Raw genomic sequence first — 18616 nt, forward strand, 5'->3', positions numbered from 1 at the left:
TTGCGGTGCTCACAAAACCCTGTGGGAGCGAGCTCGCTCGCGATTGAAGCGACGCGGTCCATCGGTCAATCGAACCGATAAATATCCATCCCCAGCGTCCCCATCGTGAACCCCGCATGGGCAACGCTGAATGTCCCACCGGCACCCCGGGCAAAATACAGCGGCAACAAGTGCTCATCGCTGGGGTGGCTGCGCACGGCGTTGGGGGCTTGGCGACGGTAATCGTGCAGCGTGGTCTCGTCGTCGGCCGCCAGTTGCTCGACCATCCAATCGCGAAAGGCCTTGGCCCAGGGTTCGATGCTGTCAGGGCCGGCGTTCCAGTCCAGGTCGCGCAGGTTATGGGTGATGCTGCCGGAGCCGATCAGCAAGACGCCCTCTTGGCGCAGGCTCGCCAGGGCCTGGCCGACCTGTGTCTGCAGCGCCGGTCCCTGCTGGCTGGGCAGGGAAACCTGCACCACCGGAATGTCAGCCTCGGGGTACATCAACGACAATGGCACCCAGACGCCATGGTCGGACGGCCTTTGAGGGTCGAGGCGGGCCGGCAGGTGCGCGGCGTTGAGCATGTTCGCTACTTGCGTCGCCAGTCGCGGATCGCCAGGCGCGGGGTACTGCACCTCATACAGCGCCGGTGGAAAGCCGCCGAAGTCGTGCCAGGTGCGCGGCTGCGGATTGGCGCTGACCAGCAGTTCGTTGCTTTCCCAGTGGGCGGACACGATGACAATAGCCTTGGGCTTGGGCAATTGACCGGCCAGGCGAGCCAGTGCCGGCCCGCTGGCGCCGGGTTCCAGGGCGAGCATTGGTGAGCCATGGGAGATAAACAGGCTGGGCAGCATGAACGGACTCCTGAGCGTTAAGATGGGCTCATCTTCCGTCAGGTCTATGATCTAAATCTAATATAAGTTTTAGCGCGTTTTGATCGAATTTTTGGAGCGAATCATGGAGCCCGAGTTTTGGCACAAGCGCTGGTCATCGAACCAGATCGGTTTTCATTTGCCGGAGGTGAACCCCTACCTGCAGCATTTCTGGCCGCAACTGGGGTTGGAGCGGGGCAGTCGAGTGCTGGTGCCGTTGTGTGGCAAAAGCCTGGATCTGCTATGGCTTGCCCATCAGGGGTATTCGGTGTTGGGCGTGGAGTTGTCGGAAAAAGCCGCAACCGATTTTTTCCTTGAGCATCAGCTTGAGCCGAGCGTGAGCGAGGAGGGCGTATTCAAGGTCTTTCGTGCGGCTGATATCGAGATTCGCTGCGGTGATTTCTTTGCCCTGGATCGGGAGGATGTGGCCGATTGCACGGCGTTGTACGACCGTGCGGCGCTGATCGCCTTGCCGGCGCCGATGCGGGAGCAGTATGCGGCTCATCTGCAGAGGATCTTGCCCAACGGTGTCGGGTTGTTGATTACCCTGGATTACCACCAGGATGAAATGCCTGGCCCGCCTTTCTCCGTGGGAAATGATGAGGTGCAGCGGCTGCTGGGGGATGCCTGGCGGCTGGAGATCCTGCAGGAGCATGATGTGCTGGGGGAAAGCTGGAAGTTCTTGCAGGCTGGGGTGACACGGCTGGATGAGCGGGTGTATCGGATTTCCAGTCGTTGATGCTGTGCGTCTATGCTGGCGCCATCGCGAGCAAGCTCGCTCCCACAGTTGATCGGCAGTGAATAAAGAGTCTGCGTCCACCGAAGATTCCTGTGGGAGCGAGCTTGCTCGCGATGACGCCAGACCTGACAGCTCATAGACCTGCAGACAAAAAAAGCCCACATCTCTGCGGGCTTTTCTTGACGCTCGAACCTGTCAGCCGCGACGACGCAGTGCGTCGATACGCTCTTCCAGCGGCGGGTGGCTCATGAACATGCGTGCCAGGCCCTGCTTGATGCCACCGTTGATGCCAAAGGCATTCAGGGTGTCGGGCATGTGCACCGGCAGGCCTTGCTCGGCGCGCAGGCGTTGCAGGGCGCCGATCATGGCGCTGGTGCCGGCCAGGCGTGCACCGGCGTCATCGGCGCGGAACTCGCGCTTGCGCGAGAACCACATGACGATGGCGCTGGCGAGGATGCCCAGTACCAGCTCGGCGAAGATCGTCGCCACGTAGTAGGCGATACCCTGGCCTTCTTCGTTCTTGAAGATCACCTTGTCGACGAAATTACCGATGATCCGGGCGAAGAACATCACGAAGGTGTTCACCACGCCCTGGATCAGCGCCAGGGTCACCATGTCGCCGTTGGCGACGTGGCCGATCTCGTGGGCCAGCACGGCCTTGACTTCATCGGGCGAGAACCGTTCGAGCAGACCCTGGCTGACGGCGACCAGGGCATCGTTCTTGTTCCAGCCGGTGGCGAAGGCGTTGGCCTCGTAGGCTGGGAAGATACCGACTTCCGGCATCTTGATACCGGCTTCGCGGGACAACTGCTCGACGGTCTGCAGCAGCCATTGTTCGTGACGCGTGCGCGGTTGGCTGATGATCTGGGTGCCGGTGCTCATCTTCGCCATCCACTTGGAGATGAACAGCGAGAACAGGGAACCGGCGAAACCGAACACCGCACAGAAGATCAGCAGCTGATTGAGGTTGAGGTCAACCCCATTGGCCGCCATGAACCCGTTGAAGCCAAAGAGGCTCAGGGTGATGCTGGCAATCAGCACGACCGCCAGGTTAGTGGCCAAGAACAGCAGGATGCGCATCATGGTTGTGAAAATCTCCTCATGCTAAAGATGTAGCGTTATGCGGGGTATATAAGGTGCTGCCGCAGGCTATTCAACTCGCCGACTATTTCAAACTGTGTCCTACAGGCGTCCTAAATGTTTGAAAGACTTTTCTGAAAGTGACCAGGGAAAAGAAATGCGCTGCCTGCCCCCCGTGAACGTTGAGCCCAGATGCATGTTGACCATCCAATCCCCAGTGTAGAAGGCCCGACGGAGTCGGCGGAACGGATATGTTGCTGAATCAAACAGCGTGCGAGGTGAGGATGCCTCGCACGCTGCCCGGCTTATTGACGGTAGGACTTGAGGAAGTTGCCGATCCGGCCAATGGCCTGGTCGAGGTCATCGACCCGCGGCAGGGTCACGACGCGGAAATGGTCCGGCCATGGCCAGTTGAACGCCGTACCCTGGACCACCAGCAGCTTCTCGGACAGCAGCAGGTCGAGGACGAACTTTTCATCGTTGTGGATCGGGCAGACCTTCGGGTCGATCCGTGGGAAGGCATACAGCGCGCCCATCGGCTTGACACAACTGACGCCGGGAATGTCGTTGAGCAATTCCCAGGTGCGATTGCGCTGTTCCAGCAACCGGCCCTGGGGCAGGACCAGGTCGTTGATGCTCTGGTAGCCGCCCAGCGCCGTCTGGATCGCATGCTGGCTCGGCACGTTGGCACACAGGCGCATGTTGGCCAGCATGTCGATGCCTTCGATGTAGCTCTGGGCATGGTGCTTGGGCCCGGAGATGGCGATCCAGCCGGAGCGGAAACCGGCGACCCGATAGGACTTGGACAGGCCGTTGAAGGTCAGGCACAGCAGATCCGGCGCCAGGGAAGCGGTGCACACGTGCACGGCGTCGTCGTAGAGGATCTTGTCGTAGATCTCGTCGGAGAACACCACCAGGTTGTGCTGGCGGGCCAGTTCCAGCATGCCCAGCAGCACTTCCCGTGAGTACACGGCGCCGGTCGGGTTGTTCGGGTTGATGATCACCAGTGCCTTGGTATTGGGCGTGATCTTGGCCTTGATGTCCGCCAGGTCGGGAAACCAGTTGGCCTGTTCGTCGCACAGGTAATGCACCGGGTTGCCGCCGGACAGGCTCACCGCGGCGGTCCACAGCGGATAGTCCGGTGCCGGCACCAGCACTTCGTCGCCGTTGTTGAGCAGGGCCTGCATCGACATCACGATCAGCTCGGACACGCCATTGCCCAGGTAGATGTCCTCGATGCCGATCCCTTCGACCTGCTTCTGCTGGTAATACTGCATCACGGCCTTGCGCGCACTGAACAGGCCTTTGGAGTCGCTGTAGCCCTGGGCGGTCGGCAGGTTGCGGATGACGTCCTGGAGGATTTCATCGGGCGCTTCGAAACCAAAGGGTGCCGGGTTGCCGATGTTCAGCTTGAGGATGCGATGACCTTCCTCTTCCAGGCGTTTGGCGTGCTTGAGCACCGGGCCGCGAATGTCGTAGCAGACGTTGGCGAGCTTGTTCGATTTGCTGACCTGCATGGCGATGTGTTCCCGAAAATGAACGATCCAGGCGGCGTATGAACTACCGTAACTGGGAATCCTGCGTCTGTGCCCAGGCCTGACGCGGTATAGGCGCCACAATCCGTTTGAATGCGCATGACGTGACTGCCAGACTGGCGCCTGACGAGGCGCAATCATACGTGCCGCCCGATCTGCGGAAAAGCGTCGGATCGGGCTTTTTCAATTGCCGAGGTAGGACGATGGAAAAGTTGGAAAAAACCCTTGAAGAATGGCGCGCCATGCTCGACCCGGAGCAGTACAACGTCTGTCGGTTGAAGGGCACCGAACGGCCATTCTCCGGTAAATACAACGCCACCAAGACCGACGGTGTGTATCACTGCATCTGCTGCAACGAGCCGTTGTTCGATTCGCAGACCAAATTCGATTCGGGCTGTGGCTGGCCGAGTTTCTACGCGCCGATCGAAGGCAGCGCGGTGGTGGAGGTGCGGGACGTCAGCCACGGCATGATTCGCACCGAGGTGGTCTGCGCCAAATGCGATGCCCACTTGGGCCACGTCTTCCCCGACGGCCCGCCGCCCACGGGGTTGCGGTATTGCATCAACTCGGTGTGCCTGGATCTCGTGCCTCGTTAGGCATTTGTGGCGAGGGAGCTTGCTCCCGCTGGGCGGCGCAGCCGCCCCAATAGGGGATGACGCGGTCTTGCAGGAAAATCGCACCAGCCGGGTTTACGACGGCTGCGCCGCCGAGCGGGAGCAAGCTCCCTCGCCACATAAATGCCTCCACTATCATTGCGCGCGGGGATGATCTCTATAATTAAATTGCACACAATTTAATTGGTCGCTATCTTCAGCATCCAACCTTTAACCGGAGCCTTGCCATGAGCGACAACCTGCTGAGCATCCCGTGCACCACCATCAAGGGTGAGCAAAAGACCCTCGCCGATTTCGCTGGCAAGGCCGTGCTGGTGGTCAACACGGCCAGCCAGTGCGGGTTCACCCCGCAATACAAGGGACTTGAGGCGTTGTGGCAGACCTACAAGGACCAGGGCCTGGTGGTGCTGGGCTTTCCCTGCAATCAGTTCGGCAAGCAGGAGCCGGGCACTGAAGGGGCGATCACCGAGTTCTGCGAGCTGAACTTCGGCGTGAGCTTTCCGCTGTTCAAGAAAATCGAAGTCAACGGCGCCAACGCCCATCCGCTGTTCGTCCAGCTTAAACAGCGTGCCCCCGGCGTGCTGGGGTCCAAAGGCATCAAATGGAATTTCACCAAGTTCCTGATCGGCAAGGACGGTCAGGTGGTCAAGCGGTTTGCCCCGACCACCAAGCCCCAGGACCTGACTGGCGAGATCGAAGCGCTGCTCAAATGAATGACCTGTCAGCCGATTCGCTGAAGCTCGACAGCCAGTTGTGCTTCAAGCTGTACGCCGCTTCACGTGCGGTGATCCGTGGCTACAAGCCGATGCTCGATCAGCTTGGCCTGACCTACCCGCAATACTTGGCAATGCTGGTGTTGTGGGAATGGCAGGACACGGCTCCGCCACAGCCAACGGTCAAGGCCCTGGGCGAACGTTTGCTGTTGGATTCCGGCACACTGACGCCGCTGCTCAAGCGCCTGGAACAGTTGGACCTGGTCCAACGCCAGCGTTCGGCCCGGGACGAGCGGGAGGTCCACTTGAGCCTGTCGGCTGCGGGATGGGCTTTGCGCGAACAGGTCGGCCCGCTCAAGGCCCGCCTGTTATGCGACAGCGGGGTCGATCTGGACCGCCTGGGCGCGTTGCGAGACGGTCTCGATCATCTGCTGGACCAGATCAAAGCGCTGACGTAGTGGGCACCCACTGGTCCAACACGGCTGCCAGCTCTTCGCGGCGGAACGGCTTGGACAGGTAGTCGTTCATGCCAGAGGCCCGGCAGCGCTCGCGTTCTTCGGGCATCGCGTTGGCCGTCAGCGCAACGATCGGCAGGTCCGACCAACGCCCGCTGCGGCGAATCTGCCGGCTGGCTTCGTAACCGTCCATCACCGGCATGTTGCAGTCCATCAACACCAGGTCGAACGCCCGCTGTTCCAGTTGATCCAGGGCTTCGACGCCGTGGGCCGCGACGGTGACCTCGCAGCCCAGTTTCACCAGCATGCCCTTGGCCACCAGTTGGTTGACCGGATTGTCCTCCACCAGCAGCACCCGTCCACGCTTGGATGGCGTCGGGGTTTCGATCTGTGCGTCGTTGATGGTGGTCGCCTCGCTCTGCATGGCGCGCCGCACAATCTGGTACAGCGCATGGCGTGCCAGCGGTCGGGCCTGTTGTATCAGCGGGGCGAGGGCGGCGGCCTCTTCGCCGGGCATGAAACTGCCATAGGCGGTCACCAGCAGGATCGGTGCGTCAAAGGTCGGCCGCAGGTTGAACAGGCATTCCGGACAGTCGGTGATCAGCACGTCAGGCTTGAGCCCCAGCAGCCCGTCATCGATGGAGCGCTGCACATAATCCAGGCCCCACCCCGGCAACAACATCCCCAGCAACTCGGCCAGGCCACTGCTGCTGGCGGTGATGGCGACGACGTTGCCGCGCAACGGCTCGACCGGCGTTGCAGGGAGATGGCAGGGCAGGGGCAGGTCTGCGCAGAACTGACTGCCGAAGCCGGCTTCGGAACTGATCGTCAATCGGCCCTGCATGGCTTCGCAGAGGTTGTAGGTCAGTGCCAGGCCCAACCCGGTGCCGCCAAACTGACGGGTAATCCCGGCGCCGGCCTGGGTGAACGGCTGCAGGATTCTCGCCTGGGCTTCCTGGGGAATGCCGATACCGGTGTCGCAGACTTCGATTCGCACGCCGCCTTCGTAATGGCTCAACTTCACGTCGACCCGGCCGAAGCGTGTGAACTTCAGTGCGTTGGACAGCAGGTTGCTGACGATCTGGCGCACCCGGGTCGGATCGCCGAGCACCTGCGCCGGGAACCGGGGATCGATCAGGCAGGCCAGCTCGACACTGGGGGCCGCGTTCTGGGAAAGCAGGTTGGCGGTATCCTCCACCAGGGCGCCGAGGTCGAACGGGATGCGTTCGAGCTCCAGTTGACCGGCGTCGAATTTCGACAGGTCGAGGATGTCGTTGAGCAACTCGACCAAGACCTTGCCCGAGTCATGGGCGATCGAGAGCTGCTGCTGTTGCTCGGCCGTCAGGGGACCGTCCAGGGACAGGGCGATCATTCCCAGCAGGCCGTTGAGCGGCGTGCGGATCTCGTGGCTCATGTTGGCGAGGAACACGGAGCGGGCTTCGGCCATGTCCAGGGCCGTGCGCCGGGCCACCTCCAGCTCTTCGTTGGACTGGCTGAGGCGGGCGTTGATGGCCTTGAGTTCGGCGGTGCGTGCCGAGACGATGTTTTCCAGTTGCGCCAGGTATTCGGTGAGGCGATTTTCGGCGGTGCGCCGCTGTTGGATTTCCGTGGAGATATTTTCGAACTGCTGGTTGGCGACGGACACCAGCACGCCGATTTCATCGGACTGGTGGCCGGAAGGGCATTCCAGGCGGTTCTGTTCGCTGCTGCTCGGGTCGCGGCTGCTCAGTTCGCGGATGACCCGCACCAGGGGTTTGGTCAGCATCACGTAGAACAGCGCCAGCAGCAGGCCGGTCAAGATCAGGCTGCGGGCGAAGCCGTTGAGCAAGGTGACCTCGGCGCGGCGCAGGAAACGACTGCCGAACGCATAGGTGTCGACGTCCAGTCGCAGCATGCCCAGGGATTCGCCGGGCAAGTGGTCCAGGTAGAGCCGGTCTTCGAACTGGCGCTGGGCACCGAACAGGAAGTCGCTGATGAACCGGTAGCTGCTTTGCAGCTCGGGCCGCTTGACGCTGGCCAGCACGGTATTGTTGTTGTCGATCAGCTCGGCGCCGATGATGGCCGGTGAGCGCAACAGGCCCATGGCCAGTTCCTGGGCGAGTTCGGCGTCGATGTTGTAGGCGATGCGCGAGGCCGGGTTGTGGCTGATTTCCAGCAGCGACAGGATTTCACGGTTGATCGACGCGTCTTCGCTGGCATAATCGATGCCGATCTGCATCAGGCTGAGCAAGGTGCCCAACACGAAGCCCACCAGGACGGTCAGGCGGGCCTGCTTATAGGAAAGCCGTTGGGTGAATCTGATGTCCATTGAGTGATGAACCACTTACGTTTCCCTTCGCCGGTCAAGCATAGCTGATCATCTCTGAATACCGGTGCGGCCGGTGTGTATTGTGTGAAGTAGACCCGCCATTGGATAAGGCGTTTCGTTGTTGGAGCGCCATCATTACTGTGAACCTGCCCGAGGAAAAGACGTGGACCCGCGATTGAATGCTTTTCTTGAGCGTGCCGATGCCGTGCTGGCCCGGATCGAGCCTTTGCTGCCGGCGCTCCGGCCCGACATCGATTGGACCCAGACCCTGGCCGCCCGCTGGCAGCGTGATGGCCGCAGTGGCTACCTGTTGCCGCTGCACGTCAGCCTCGACATGCGCCTGTCGGACCTGATCGGCGTGGATCGCCAGGTCGAACAGCTGGGCCGCAACACCCGGCAGTTCCTCGATGGCATGCCCGCCAACCATGCCTTGCTCTGGGGCTCGCGTGGCACCGGCAAGTCGTCTCTGGTGCGCGCCCTGTTGGCCGAACATGCCTCGCATGGCCTGCGGTTGATCGAGATCGAACGCGATCACCTGGCCGATCTGCCCCGGGTGGTCGAGCAGGTTGCGAAACTGCCGCAGCGCTTCGTGTTGTTCTGCGATGACTTGTCGTTCGAGTCCGGCGAAGGCGATTACCGCGTGCTCAAGAGTGTGTTGGATGGCTCCTTGGAGCAGGCGCCGGACAACGTGCTGCTGTATGCAACCTCCAACCGTCGCCACCTGGTGCCGGAAAAGGAGAGCGACAACGAGAATTGGAAACGGGTCGATGGCGAACTTCACCCCAGCGAAGCGGTGGAGGACAAGATCGCCTTGTCCGACCGCTTCGGCTTGTGGCTGTCGTTCTATCCGTTTACCCAAGAGCATTTCCTCAACGTCGTGGAGCACTGGATCGGCGAACTGGCGGCCAAGGCCGGGCTGGCCTGGCAGCGCGACGAAGCGCTGGATGTGCTGGCGGTGCGCTGGGCAACCGGTCGCGGCAACCGCAACGGACGTTGCGCTTATCAGTTTGCCCGTTATTGGGTAGGCCTGAAATTGTTGGAGCACAAGGCATGATCGATTTGAAGGGCACCGGTGTTGGCCTCGATGGCTACGATTTGTTATCGGCACAGTTGGAATCCTTGCTGGCCGATGAGCGTGACTTCATCGCCAACGCCGCGCAGTTCTCGGCCTTCCTGTCCAGTCAGCTGGACGACCTGAACTGGGCCGGCTTCTACCTCAATCGCAACGAAGAGCTGGTCCTGGGACCGTTCCAGGGCCAGATCGCCTGTGTGCGGATTCCCTTTGGCCGTGGTGTGTGTGGCACGGCAGCAGCGACCCGGCAGACCCAGCGCGTCGAAGATGTCCATGCCTTCGCCGGACACATCGCCTGCGACAGCGCGTCGAACAGTGAGCTGGTGGTGCCGCTGGTCAAGGACGGGCGCCTGATCGGCGTGCTTGACCTGGACAGTCCGAAACTGGCGCGTTTTACCGAGCATGATCAAGCTGGCATTGAAGCATTGGCTGCGATATTCCTGCGCCTGACGGATTGCTGATCATGCCTTCAGCCCGGCCTTGACCAGCAGGCTGTCGGGGTCGACCTCATCGATCTGGCGCGGGGCGAGGAACTGTTCGGCGTAGCTCAGGTAGATCTTTTCTTCGATGAACAGCCAGAACAGCTCGGGATCGATATGGGCGTCACGGCACATGGTGGCCATGATGCCCAGGGCCTCGCTCAGCGTCTTGGCTTTCTTGTAGGGGCGGTCGGCCGCCGTCAGTGCTTCGAAAATGTCGGCGATGGCCATCATCCGTGCCGGCAGGCTCATCTCCTCGCGCTTGAGGCGCTTGGGGTAACCGCTGCCGTCCATTTTCTCGTGATGACCGCCGGCGATCTCCGCCACGTTGTTCAGGTGGCTAGGGAAGGGCAGCTGACTGAGCATCAGGATCGTCTGCACCATGTGGTGATTGATGACGTAGCGTTCCTCTCGAGTCAGCGTGCCTCGCGTGATGCTCAGGTTGTAGAGCTCGCCGCGGTTGTATTTCCAGGCCGGCACATCGAGCTGGAAGCCCCATGGGTTGTCCGCCGGGATCAGCTCGGCCGCGTGGCGCTCGAACAAGTGTTCGGGCTTGTCCGCCAACAGCGGCTCGGTGACCGGCAATGTCGGCTTGGGCGTGCGGGCCTGGCGCCGATTTTCTTCCCAGGAAACCCCCAGGCGATCATCGAGGGTCCGGGTCCACGGGCGTTGCGCGATGTGTCGCAGGCGTTGCAGATCGGCCTCGGCCATGGCTTCGGAGCCCAGGTTGCAGCGGGCGACGAAAGCAAAGTCGTCATCCAGTGCCGTCAATGTCGCATCACGCTGTCGCGCCAGGGATGACGACTCGCCGCCGTTTGCCACGGCCTGCCAGTAGTCGACCCAGGCGTCGCGCTTGAGTACTTCGAAACGGGTGCGTATCTCGTGGATCCGGTCGTTCAGGGTTTCCAGCTTGGTGGCTTTGTCGACGACGTACTCGGGGGTGGTGACCTTGCCGCAATCGTGCAGCCAGGCGGCGATGTGCAGGGCTTCCCATTCATCCTCCGTGGGCCGGTAGGCGCTGAACGCCGGGGCCTGGCTGGCAGCGGCGGCCTGGGCGAGCATCAGCGTCAGGACCGGCACCCGCTGGCAATGGCCACCGGTGTAGGGACTCTTGGCATCGATCGCGCCGGCCAGCAGCTGGATGAAGGCGTCCAGTAGCTGCTTTTGCTTGGCTTGCAGGCGCTGGCCCTCGATGCTCACGGTGGCGGCGCCGGACACGGCTTGCAGGAAGGCGATGCGGTCGGGCTGGAGTTTTTCCAGGTCGGCTTCGGTGCCGCTGTCGGTGATCAGCAACACCAATACGCCGACGGTTTCCTGGTGGCGATTGCGCAGGCGGATGCCGATCAGGTGGACCCGAGGCGAGTCCAGTGCCTGCAGGATGCCTTGCAGGTCGGCCGCCTGCTCGAAGCCCAGGGAGGTCACGAGATTGTCCGCAACGACCAGTTGTTGGAGCCATTGCGGGCTGTCGCCCGCCTGTAGCTCATGACTGCGCAGCTTGAAGGCGGCGAGGTCCCTGGGGGTTCCATCGATCACCAGCCCATAGGGCTTGAGCCGGTTTTCGTCGTTCTCGCGCAGGTAGATCAGGCCGGCCTGGGCCTGGCCGATTTTCACGGTTTCGAACAACATCCGTTCCAGCAACGGGGCGAAGCGGGTTTCGGCGCGCAGGCTGGCGGTGATTTCAAAGAAGCTTGCCAGGGTCTCTTTCATGCGTGCCATCGAGACACTCAACTGATCGACCTCCAGCACCGGGGAGCGGCGGGACACCGGGTAGTTGAAGTCAAAGCTGCGAATGGCGTCGGCCTCCTGCACCAGTTCGCGCAAGGGCTTGACCAGGATCCTGGACGTCAGCCAGCCCAGGGGCAGGCACAGCAGCAGGGTGGCCAGGGTGATGAGCGCGCCTTGCCAGCGCATGCGATAAGCGTTGTCCAGCAGCTCGTCCTCAGGCACCAGCAGCGCCAGTTCCAGGCCTTGGGGCCCGCCTTCCTGCATATGGCTGCGCGACACGATCCACTGGCGTCCGGCCGCTTCCAGTCGGGTCGTGTCGGTGTTGTCGTCGAGGACGGCGGCGATGGCCGGGTTGAGGTCGCGGGCCTTGATCAGGCGCGCCGACTGGGCGTCGGCGAGCAGCCGGTCGCTGTCGGGATAACCCACCGCGTTGCCCTTGGGATCGAGCAACACGATCTCGGTGCCGGTGGTCACCTTGTGCTTGGCCAGGGTCTGGGACAGGGCTGCCAGGGTCAGGTCGGCGCCGATGACTGCCTGCTCGCCGCTGCGCCGGGCGAGGGTGGTGCCGACGTTATGCGTGGAGAAGAAAACGTAGGGCTCGGTGGTGATCTGCTCGGCGCTGCCGGCGGCACTGCGAAACCAGCCACGGCTGCGCGGATCGTAGGTTTCGTCGGCCATGTCCCGGCGATCGATGAGCGTCAGGGTCTCGTCGTAGAACAGCGACTGGGAGTGGACCGGGCCCTGCTCGGTGGCCCGCTCCACGGTCCAGACCTGATAGGCCGCCTCGGTGGGGGCCCGCAGGGCGGTTTTCAGGGCCGGGGTGCGCAATGGCCGGACCATCAGGAAATTGCCGTGCTGATCGCCCAGGTACAACGACGCCAGGTTCGGGTTGTCCCGCAATGCCTGGCTGAAGGGCACGAGCAGGGCCAGGCGTTGCGCCATCTGCGGTGTGCGTGTCGCCGGGTAGTCGGCCAGCAGGCTCAGCAGGTGGCGGATGGGTTCGTAGGTGTCATACAAGTCCAGGCGCACCTCCTGTTCAATGCGATTGAACAGTTTTTCACTGCTGGACAGGATGATTTGCGTGGTTTGCCGGTAGTTGAAAATACCCAGCACCACCCCGGTCAACAACAAAAGCAGGGTAAACATCACGCTGATGTGGACATGCAGGGGGAACCGGCGTTTGTCCGGACGCGGTGCGCTGGGCATTGCAGTCACTCCAAGTGTCAGGGGGTGTTCTCGATGGGTGTTCCCGCGTGCAAGGGAAACCGATCGAGAACACCCCAGGTACGCACTGCTGAGCGAATAGCATAGTAAACGCTGGATTATTTTGCCTTGGCGATCTCCGTTTCCAGGGCCCGCTCCAGTTCGCTCATGGCGCGGTCGAGGGCGTCGATGCAGGCGCTGATTCGTTCAGGGGCCTGTGCCAGATGACACGCCTGCTCCAGCCCCTCGCACCGCTGGATCAGCGTGGTCGCCTGGACGATGCGGGCGACGCCTTTTATCTTGTGCGCCGTTTCGGTCAGCGCTTGGCGGTTTGCGCCCTGGGCGACGTCGAGCAACTCCTGGCGGTCCGCGCGGCAGCTGTTGAGTAACTCCGCCAGCAGGCGCCGGTTGGACGAAGGGTCGCCGCCGGTCAACGCCTGGAGACTGTGCACGCTGAAAGCCGTTGGGTGACCGACGGGTTTGACCGTCTTGATCCACTGGCTCAAGGCGCTCAGGCTGATCGGTTTGAACAGGCAGTCATCCATTCCGGCGTCCTGGCAGCGTTGTTTTTCCTCCGGTTGAGCATTGGCGGTGAACCCCAGGAGGGTGCAGGGCGGCCGTCGCTGTTCGGACTCATCGCGACGAATCGAGCGGGCCAGTTCGTAACCGCTCATGATGGGCATGTTGCAATCGGCAATGACCAGATCGAAATGGCCTTTGCGCCAGACCTCGAGCCCGTGGGCACCATCGTGGGCGACCTGGTAGTGATGGCCGAGGTATTCCAATTGCTGGGACATCAGCAGGCGGTTGGCGGGATGATCGTCCACGATCAGGACGTTCAAGTCAGCCTGGGCCGTTTCGATGACCGGTTCGAGCGGGATGCTCACCGGCGCCGTCGACAGGACGGTCAGTTGCAGGTGGACCTGGACCTGGGTGCCGACGCCGGGTTGGCTGCTCATGTGCAGGCTGCCGCCCATCATCCGGCACAGGTTGCGACTGATCACCAACCCCAGCCCCGCGCCTTTGCGGGCCATTCGGCTGGTGTTATCGACCTGGGCAAACGGCTCGAACAAGCGTTGCAAGTCTGCCGGGCCGATACCGATGCCGCTGTCGTTGACCTCCAGATGCATGTGCAGGACGTCGTCCCGCTCGGTTGGCGCTAGCCGGACCTTGACCACGACCTGGCCCTGCTCGGTAAATTTGAGGGCATTGCTGATCAGGTTCGACAGCACCTGCTTGAATCGCAAGGGGTCTATCAACACGTCAGGGTTGCCCTCGGCCGCATCGAACTGCAGCGACAACGCCAGGTTCTTCTGCCGGGCCACGCCCTCGAAGACCCGTATGACCGATTGCAGCAGGGCCCTGAGATTGACGCGTTCGGGGGCCAGGCTCAGATGGCCGGATTCGATACGGGCGATGTCCAGGATATCGCCGATCAGTTCGAGCATGCCGGAGGCCGATTCGTAGGCGACTGCGATGGTCGAGCGATCCACGTGGCCCTTGTCGGCGTGTTTCAGGGCCAGCTCGAGCATGCCGATCACCGCGTTCATCGGGGTGCGGATTTCATGGCTCATGGTGGCCAGGAACGTGCTTTTGGCGCGGTTCGCGTCATCGGCTCGTTGCTTGGATGCGCGCAGCTCCTCGAACAGCTGCCGTCGTTCACTGATGTCGATCCAGCCGCCGATGATGCCTTGCACTTGCGCGGCGGAGTTTCGGTAGGGAAGGATCCAGTGATAGATCGTCAGTTTCCGGTCGCCGATGTGCAGGGGACGGTCCACGATCAGCGCGGTGCCTTCGGCCATGACGCGCTGGTAGTCCGCCTGGTATTCCTGCGCTTCGAAGGCATTGCTCATGGAACCTGGCATCGAGTCCTTGCCGATGACGTCTTCGTGCCTGGCGTTGAACGTTTCCAGGTAACTGTCGTTGCAGCTCTGCAGGATGCCGTTGCGATCCCTCACGTAGATAGGGTGGGGGGTGCCATTGAGCAGCGAATGCATGAATTCGAGTTGATCGTTGAGGGCCAGTTCCGCCCGTTGACGTTGCCTGATCTGGCGCTGCATGTAGGCATTCCATGTCAGGGAAAGCAGCAGCAACAGGCCGACGCCCGCGACGACCTGGAAGAACAGGCGGTTATACGTGCGCCAGGTGTGTTCCGAGGGCGAGACGTAACCGCGCCAGCGGTTGTTGATGATGCCCAGTTCGTCGGGGTCGATGCTGGTCAGGGCCTTGTCGAGGATGGCGTTCAACTCGCTGGCGTGTTTGGCCGTGGCCAGCGCGAACAGCGCCTGTTGGGTGCCTACCGTGCTGCTGATCTGCAACCTGTCCCGCCACGCCTGGGAGGAGATGAAGTAGTTGGCCATCACCTGCGAGTTCACGCTGCCGTCGACCTGGCCATGGGCGAGCATTTCCACGGCGCGCAAGGGGCCGTCCGTTTCGATGATCCGGATGTTGGGGTACTGGCTGCGTAGCCATTCAATGAGTGGGTTGCCCTTGGCGATCGCCAGGCTGGCGTGGCCGAACTGATCGAGCGTGGTGGGCGTGTCGGACGGCTTGCGGGTCAGCAGGACGAACGAGCTGTCGACGTAGGGGCGGCTGAATTTCAACTGGCGTTGCCGTTCACTGCTGGGCAACAGCGCGGCGATCATGTCGGCTTGATCGTTGAGGACCGCGGCAATCATTTCACTGTCGTTCTGGCGGCGCTGGATGTCCAGGCGCAGGCCGGTGCGCAGCCGGATCAGCTCCAGCAGGTCGGCGCTGATGCCGCGAAAATCGCCGTCCGGATCGAAGAAGGTGAAGGGGGCGGAGGTTTCGTTCACCACCACCCTGACCACCGGATGCCTGGCCAGCCAGCGTTGCTCGCGGTCGGTCAGTTGTACCCGGTGGTCCGTGAGGTACAGGTCGCTGCCTGCACTCCAGCGCTTGGCAATGGCCGTCTGTTCGGCGATGGGGATCTGGTTCAGCGTCGCGTTGATGACCTCCAGCAAGCGGGTATCGCCACGGCGTACGGCGAAACCGAAGCCATAGGATTCATGTTTGCCGAAGCTGGCCATGCGGATATTGCTCAAGTAACCCTTGCTGATCATGTAGTGGGTGGACAGGGTATCGCCGAGAAATACATCGGCCTGGCCAAAAGCGACGGCATTGATGGCGTTCTGGTAGGAAGGATAGGTGGTGATGATTGCCTTTGGGTAGAGTTTTTCGATTTCCCGCAGCGGCAGGTAGTGATAGACCATGCTCAGCCGCAAACCCTTGAGGTCTTCATTCAGGGATCGGCTTTCATTCGTTCGGGTGACGAGAACGGGTTGGTCCACTGCGTACGGCGTTGAAAGCGCAATGTCGGGGTCGCGGGCTTCGAAACCGTTGGCGGTGCCAAGCATGTCGATTTGCCCGTCCTTGAGCGCCGCCATGGCTGCCTCACGGGAGGCGAAGCGCAGGACTCTCATGGGCAAGCCGGTGGACTTGGCGAGGATGTCGGCATAGTCGGCGGTCAGGCCTTCGTAGTCGCGTCCGCTGGCTGAGAGATCGAAGGGCGGGTAATCCGGTGCGGAAGTGCCCAGGACCAGTTCTTGCCGGTTTTTTAGCCAGGCGCGGTGAACATCATCGAGCTTGATCTCGGCCTGGGCCATGGACGAGCGCCCCAGCAGCGCGTATTGCCCGGGCGCATCCGGTGTCGCCGCGAGCACTCCGGTATATAACGCTGCGCTGATCAGCAGGAGACATTCGGTTATGCGTCTGAGCATCCTGTTTTCTCACACCAGCGCGTTGCGCTTCGCCATTTCAATCAGCTCGACCAAGGACTTGACCTTGAGTTTCTGCATCAGGCGTTTTTTGTAGATATTTCACACATGTAGAATTAGATTGATATCTACATTAGGGGGAAATATGGCTACCGCATTCAGCTACGCACGCTTCTCAAGCGCCCCACAGGCAAAGGGTTCAAGCCTGGAGCGCCAGAAATCCATGGTTGCTAACTGGCTGGCCCAAAACCCCGGCTACACCCTTAGCGAGTTGACGTTTCAAGACCTGGGTAAAAGCGGCTGGAAGGGGGAACACATCAAGGAGGGCGGGGGCTTCGCAAATCTATTGGCTGCCGTCGAAGCTGGCGCGATTGCATCGGGAGACGCGGTTTTAGTCGAGTCGGTAGATAGAGCTGGCCGTCTGGATACCCTAGGAATGTTGGACATCTTAGGTCCGATACTCCGTAAAGGCGTCGAGATCATCACTCTAGACGATGGCATAAGATACACACGCCAGAGTCTGGATGGCGGGCATATCTACATCCTGTTGGGGAAGATTCAGTCAGCCCGCCAGTACAGTGACAACCTCAGTCGTCGCCTCACCGGATCTTACGATTCCCGCCGTAGGCTGGCGAAGGAGGGTAAGACGCCCAAGCGGAATACCCCTGTTTGGCTCACCTCGAATGGTGTAGTGATTCCAGAGATTGCAGCCCAGGTAAAGCGGGCATTTGAGCTTTACATCTCGGGTCTAGGTAAAGCTGTCATCGCAAGACGCATGCGTGAGAGTGGCCTTGCCGCGCTTGCTAAGTGCTCCGGGCCGGGTGTTGAAGGATGGCTTCGAAATGAAGCGGCGATAGGCCGCTGGGACGGTTCGGAGGTGTATCCGCCAATCGTGGACATATCCACATTTCACTTGGCTCAGATTGAAGGCGAGAAACGTAAGACCCTCCCAAGGGAGAAAACTGCTGCTCACTTCTATGTCGGTTTGGTGAAATGCGGGAGTTGTGGTCACAACTACATCATGAGAACCATTCGAGGCGTGCAGGTATCGATGCGGTGCCGGAGGCGCCAGGAACTGAAGGGTTGTGAAAACAAGAAAGTGATTCCAAAGGAAATCATCGATACGGTTTATCGTCACACTAGTGTAAAGGCTGCACGGGAGGCGGTAGCCCGACAGAGCGTGGGCGTAAACGAGAAAGCAATTATCGCAGCCGAGGCGAGGTTACTAGAGCTTTCGCGGGGAATCGAATCCCTAGGGGCTGCCATACGTTCCACGGGCCCTATTGCGGAGCTTATAGAACAGGTCAGTCGGGCTAATGAAGAGAGGGAGGCGCTCAAGCGTAATCTCGCCTTGCTTAAAGCTACCGTAGTGCCCTCCCAGGGGCAGGTATGGCAAAAGCAGGGGGACGTCTGGAACCTAGAGCGGGGCGACCCCCAACGGCTTGCAGCGATGCTGCGCAATGTTGGTTACGCCATCACCATATACGCGGATCGCCGTATCACTTCGTCTCATTCGGATGCTGTTTACCGTTATGCCGGTGTTGATCGGAAATCGAACCGGTATCGGCTCTATGTAGGGGAAAAGCTATTGCTCGTCCTTAAAGCGGCTGATGAACATCTAGAAGCGGAACCACTTGAAGGGGACACTATGACGGGCGAGGCGATTTGGACGGAGGCAGACTACGAAAGTCTTCAATCCCAACGTTAGATATCCTTAAATGTGATAAAAGCGACAAAATATAAGATATATAAGACAATTGCATAAGATTGCTTGCTATTTAAGTGTAATTGTGCTTGACAGTTTGCTGAAGTCATGTTACCATAAGGCACAAGGGATGAGAAAAGTTTGCCTTTGTCATCCCCTCTCTCCCCAACACCAATTACACCCCCATTCCAAACACTAAGACCGACCCAGTCCGCTGAGGTTGGTTTTCGCGTGGCCGAAGGTTTTAGGATGCCTTCCACACCGGTTAGCAAGTCCGGGGCCGAACACTTGCTAGACCAAGGCTGTGGAGCCTTAGGGCCGTCCGATGGGGTACGGTGGTCGATACTCCGTCACCAATTCAAACGAACGATGTAACTACTTCGGCCAGAGCCTAAAAAAT

General features: G+C 60.9%; 13 protein-coding genes and 1 pseudogene. 7 read left to right on the top strand and 7 right to left on the bottom strand.

What is annotated here, in order from left to right; all coding sequences use genetic code 11:
* Positions 1-65: 65 nt before the first annotated feature.
* On the bottom strand, positions 66-833 hold the full coding sequence (locus IB266_RS00975) for a DODA-type extradiol aromatic ring-opening family dioxygenase (RefSeq protein ID WP_192259598.1): 768 nt from the start codon (positions 831-833) through the stop codon (positions 66-68).
* A gap of 103 nt (positions 834-936) precedes the next feature.
* Between IB266_RS00975 and IB266_RS00980 the strand changes: the two genes are divergently transcribed.
* Entirely contained in the window at positions 937-1590 is a 654-nt protein-coding gene (locus IB266_RS00980) for a thiopurine S-methyltransferase (protein ID WP_192259600.1), read from the top strand.
* A 195-nt stretch (positions 1591-1785) separates the two neighbouring features.
* On the opposite strand, the gene htpX is transcribed toward IB266_RS00980, so the two are convergent.
* Both htpX and IB266_RS00990 read right to left on the bottom strand, forming a co-directional pair.
* The gene (gene htpX, locus IB266_RS00985) at positions 1786-2673 is read right to left on the bottom strand and encodes a protease HtpX (RefSeq protein ID WP_003183732.1); all 888 of its coding nucleotides are present in this window, start codon (positions 2671-2673) and stop codon (positions 1786-1788) included.
* Between the two features lie 302 nt (positions 2674-2975).
* A complete protein-coding gene (locus IB266_RS00990) occupies positions 2976-4187 on the bottom strand; it encodes a pyridoxal phosphate-dependent aminotransferase (RefSeq protein WP_018603142.1) in 1212 nt (403 codons plus the stop codon).
* Between the two features lie 221 nt (positions 4188-4408).
* On the opposite strand from IB266_RS00990, the gene msrB reads away from it, so the two are divergent.
* The 3 genes from msrB (at position 4409) to IB266_RS01005 (ending at position 5990) form a co-directional block, all read left to right on the top strand.
* Positions 4409-4801, top strand: coding sequence for a peptide-methionine (R)-S-oxide reductase MsrB (msrB, locus tag IB266_RS00995; protein ID WP_123342053.1), 393 nt, complete (start codon positions 4409-4411; stop codon positions 4799-4801).
* A gap of 245 nt (positions 4802-5046) precedes the next feature.
* A complete protein-coding gene (locus IB266_RS01000; protein WP_192259602.1) occupies positions 5047-5532 on the top strand; it encodes a glutathione peroxidase in 486 nt (161 codons plus the stop codon).
* Positions 5529-5990, top strand: a complete 462-nt coding sequence (locus IB266_RS01005) for a MarR family winged helix-turn-helix transcriptional regulator (RefSeq protein WP_192259604.1) — start codon at positions 5529-5531, stop codon at positions 5988-5990. The genes IB266_RS01000 and IB266_RS01005 overlap by 4 nt, the downstream gene beginning before the upstream one ends.
* On the opposite strand, the gene IB266_RS01010 is transcribed toward IB266_RS01005, so the two are convergent.
* Complete coding sequence (locus tag IB266_RS01010) at positions 5974-8295, bottom strand: response regulator (RefSeq protein WP_192259607.1); 2322 nt, start codon at positions 8293-8295, stop codon at positions 5974-5976. The two genes, IB266_RS01005 and IB266_RS01010, sit on opposite strands and share 17 nt — an antisense overlap.
* Before the next feature lie 163 nt (positions 8296-8458).
* On the opposite strand from IB266_RS01010, the gene IB266_RS01015 reads away from it, so the two are divergent.
* On the top strand, positions 8459-9349 hold the full coding sequence (locus IB266_RS01015; RefSeq protein ID WP_192259609.1) for an ATP-binding protein: 891 nt from the start codon (positions 8459-8461) through the stop codon (positions 9347-9349).
* Positions 9346-9828: a GAF domain-containing protein gene (locus tag IB266_RS01020; protein ID WP_192259611.1), complete on the top strand. Its 483-nt coding sequence runs from the start codon at positions 9346-9348 to the stop codon at positions 9826-9828. Before IB266_RS01015 ends, IB266_RS01020 begins: the two co-directional genes overlap by 4 nt.
* Here the strand turns inward: IB266_RS01020 and IB266_RS01025 are convergent, their stop codons facing one another.
* From IB266_RS01025 to IB266_RS01035, 3 genes and pseudogenes are all read right to left on the bottom strand, one after another.
* The gene (locus tag IB266_RS01025; RefSeq protein WP_192259613.1) at positions 9829-12777 is read right to left on the bottom strand and encodes an HD domain-containing phosphohydrolase; all 2949 of its coding nucleotides are present in this window, start codon (positions 12775-12777) and stop codon (positions 9829-9831) included. It abuts the gene before it with no gap.
* A gap of 116 nt (positions 12778-12893) precedes the next feature.
* Entirely contained in the window at positions 12894-16514 is a 3621-nt protein-coding gene (locus IB266_RS01030; RefSeq protein WP_192259615.1) for a transporter substrate-binding domain-containing protein, read from the bottom strand.
* A gap of 9 nt (positions 16515-16523) precedes the next feature.
* A pseudogene (locus IB266_RS01035) lies at positions 16524-16607 on the bottom strand (DNA-binding response regulator); the annotation flags it as partial.
* Between the two features lie 49 nt (positions 16608-16656).
* Between IB266_RS01035 and IB266_RS01040 the strand changes: the two are divergent.
* Positions 16657-18219, top strand: a complete 1563-nt coding sequence (locus IB266_RS01040) for a recombinase family protein (RefSeq protein ID WP_192259617.1) — start codon at positions 16657-16659, stop codon at positions 18217-18219.
* The last annotated feature ends 397 nt before the right edge of the window (positions 18220-18616 follow it).

Origin of the sequence: Pseudomonas sp. Pdm06 (genome assembly GCF_014851795.1) — a bacterium.
GTDB lineage: Bacteria > Pseudomonadota > Gammaproteobacteria > Pseudomonadales > Pseudomonadaceae > Aquipseudomonas > Aquipseudomonas fluorescens_AA.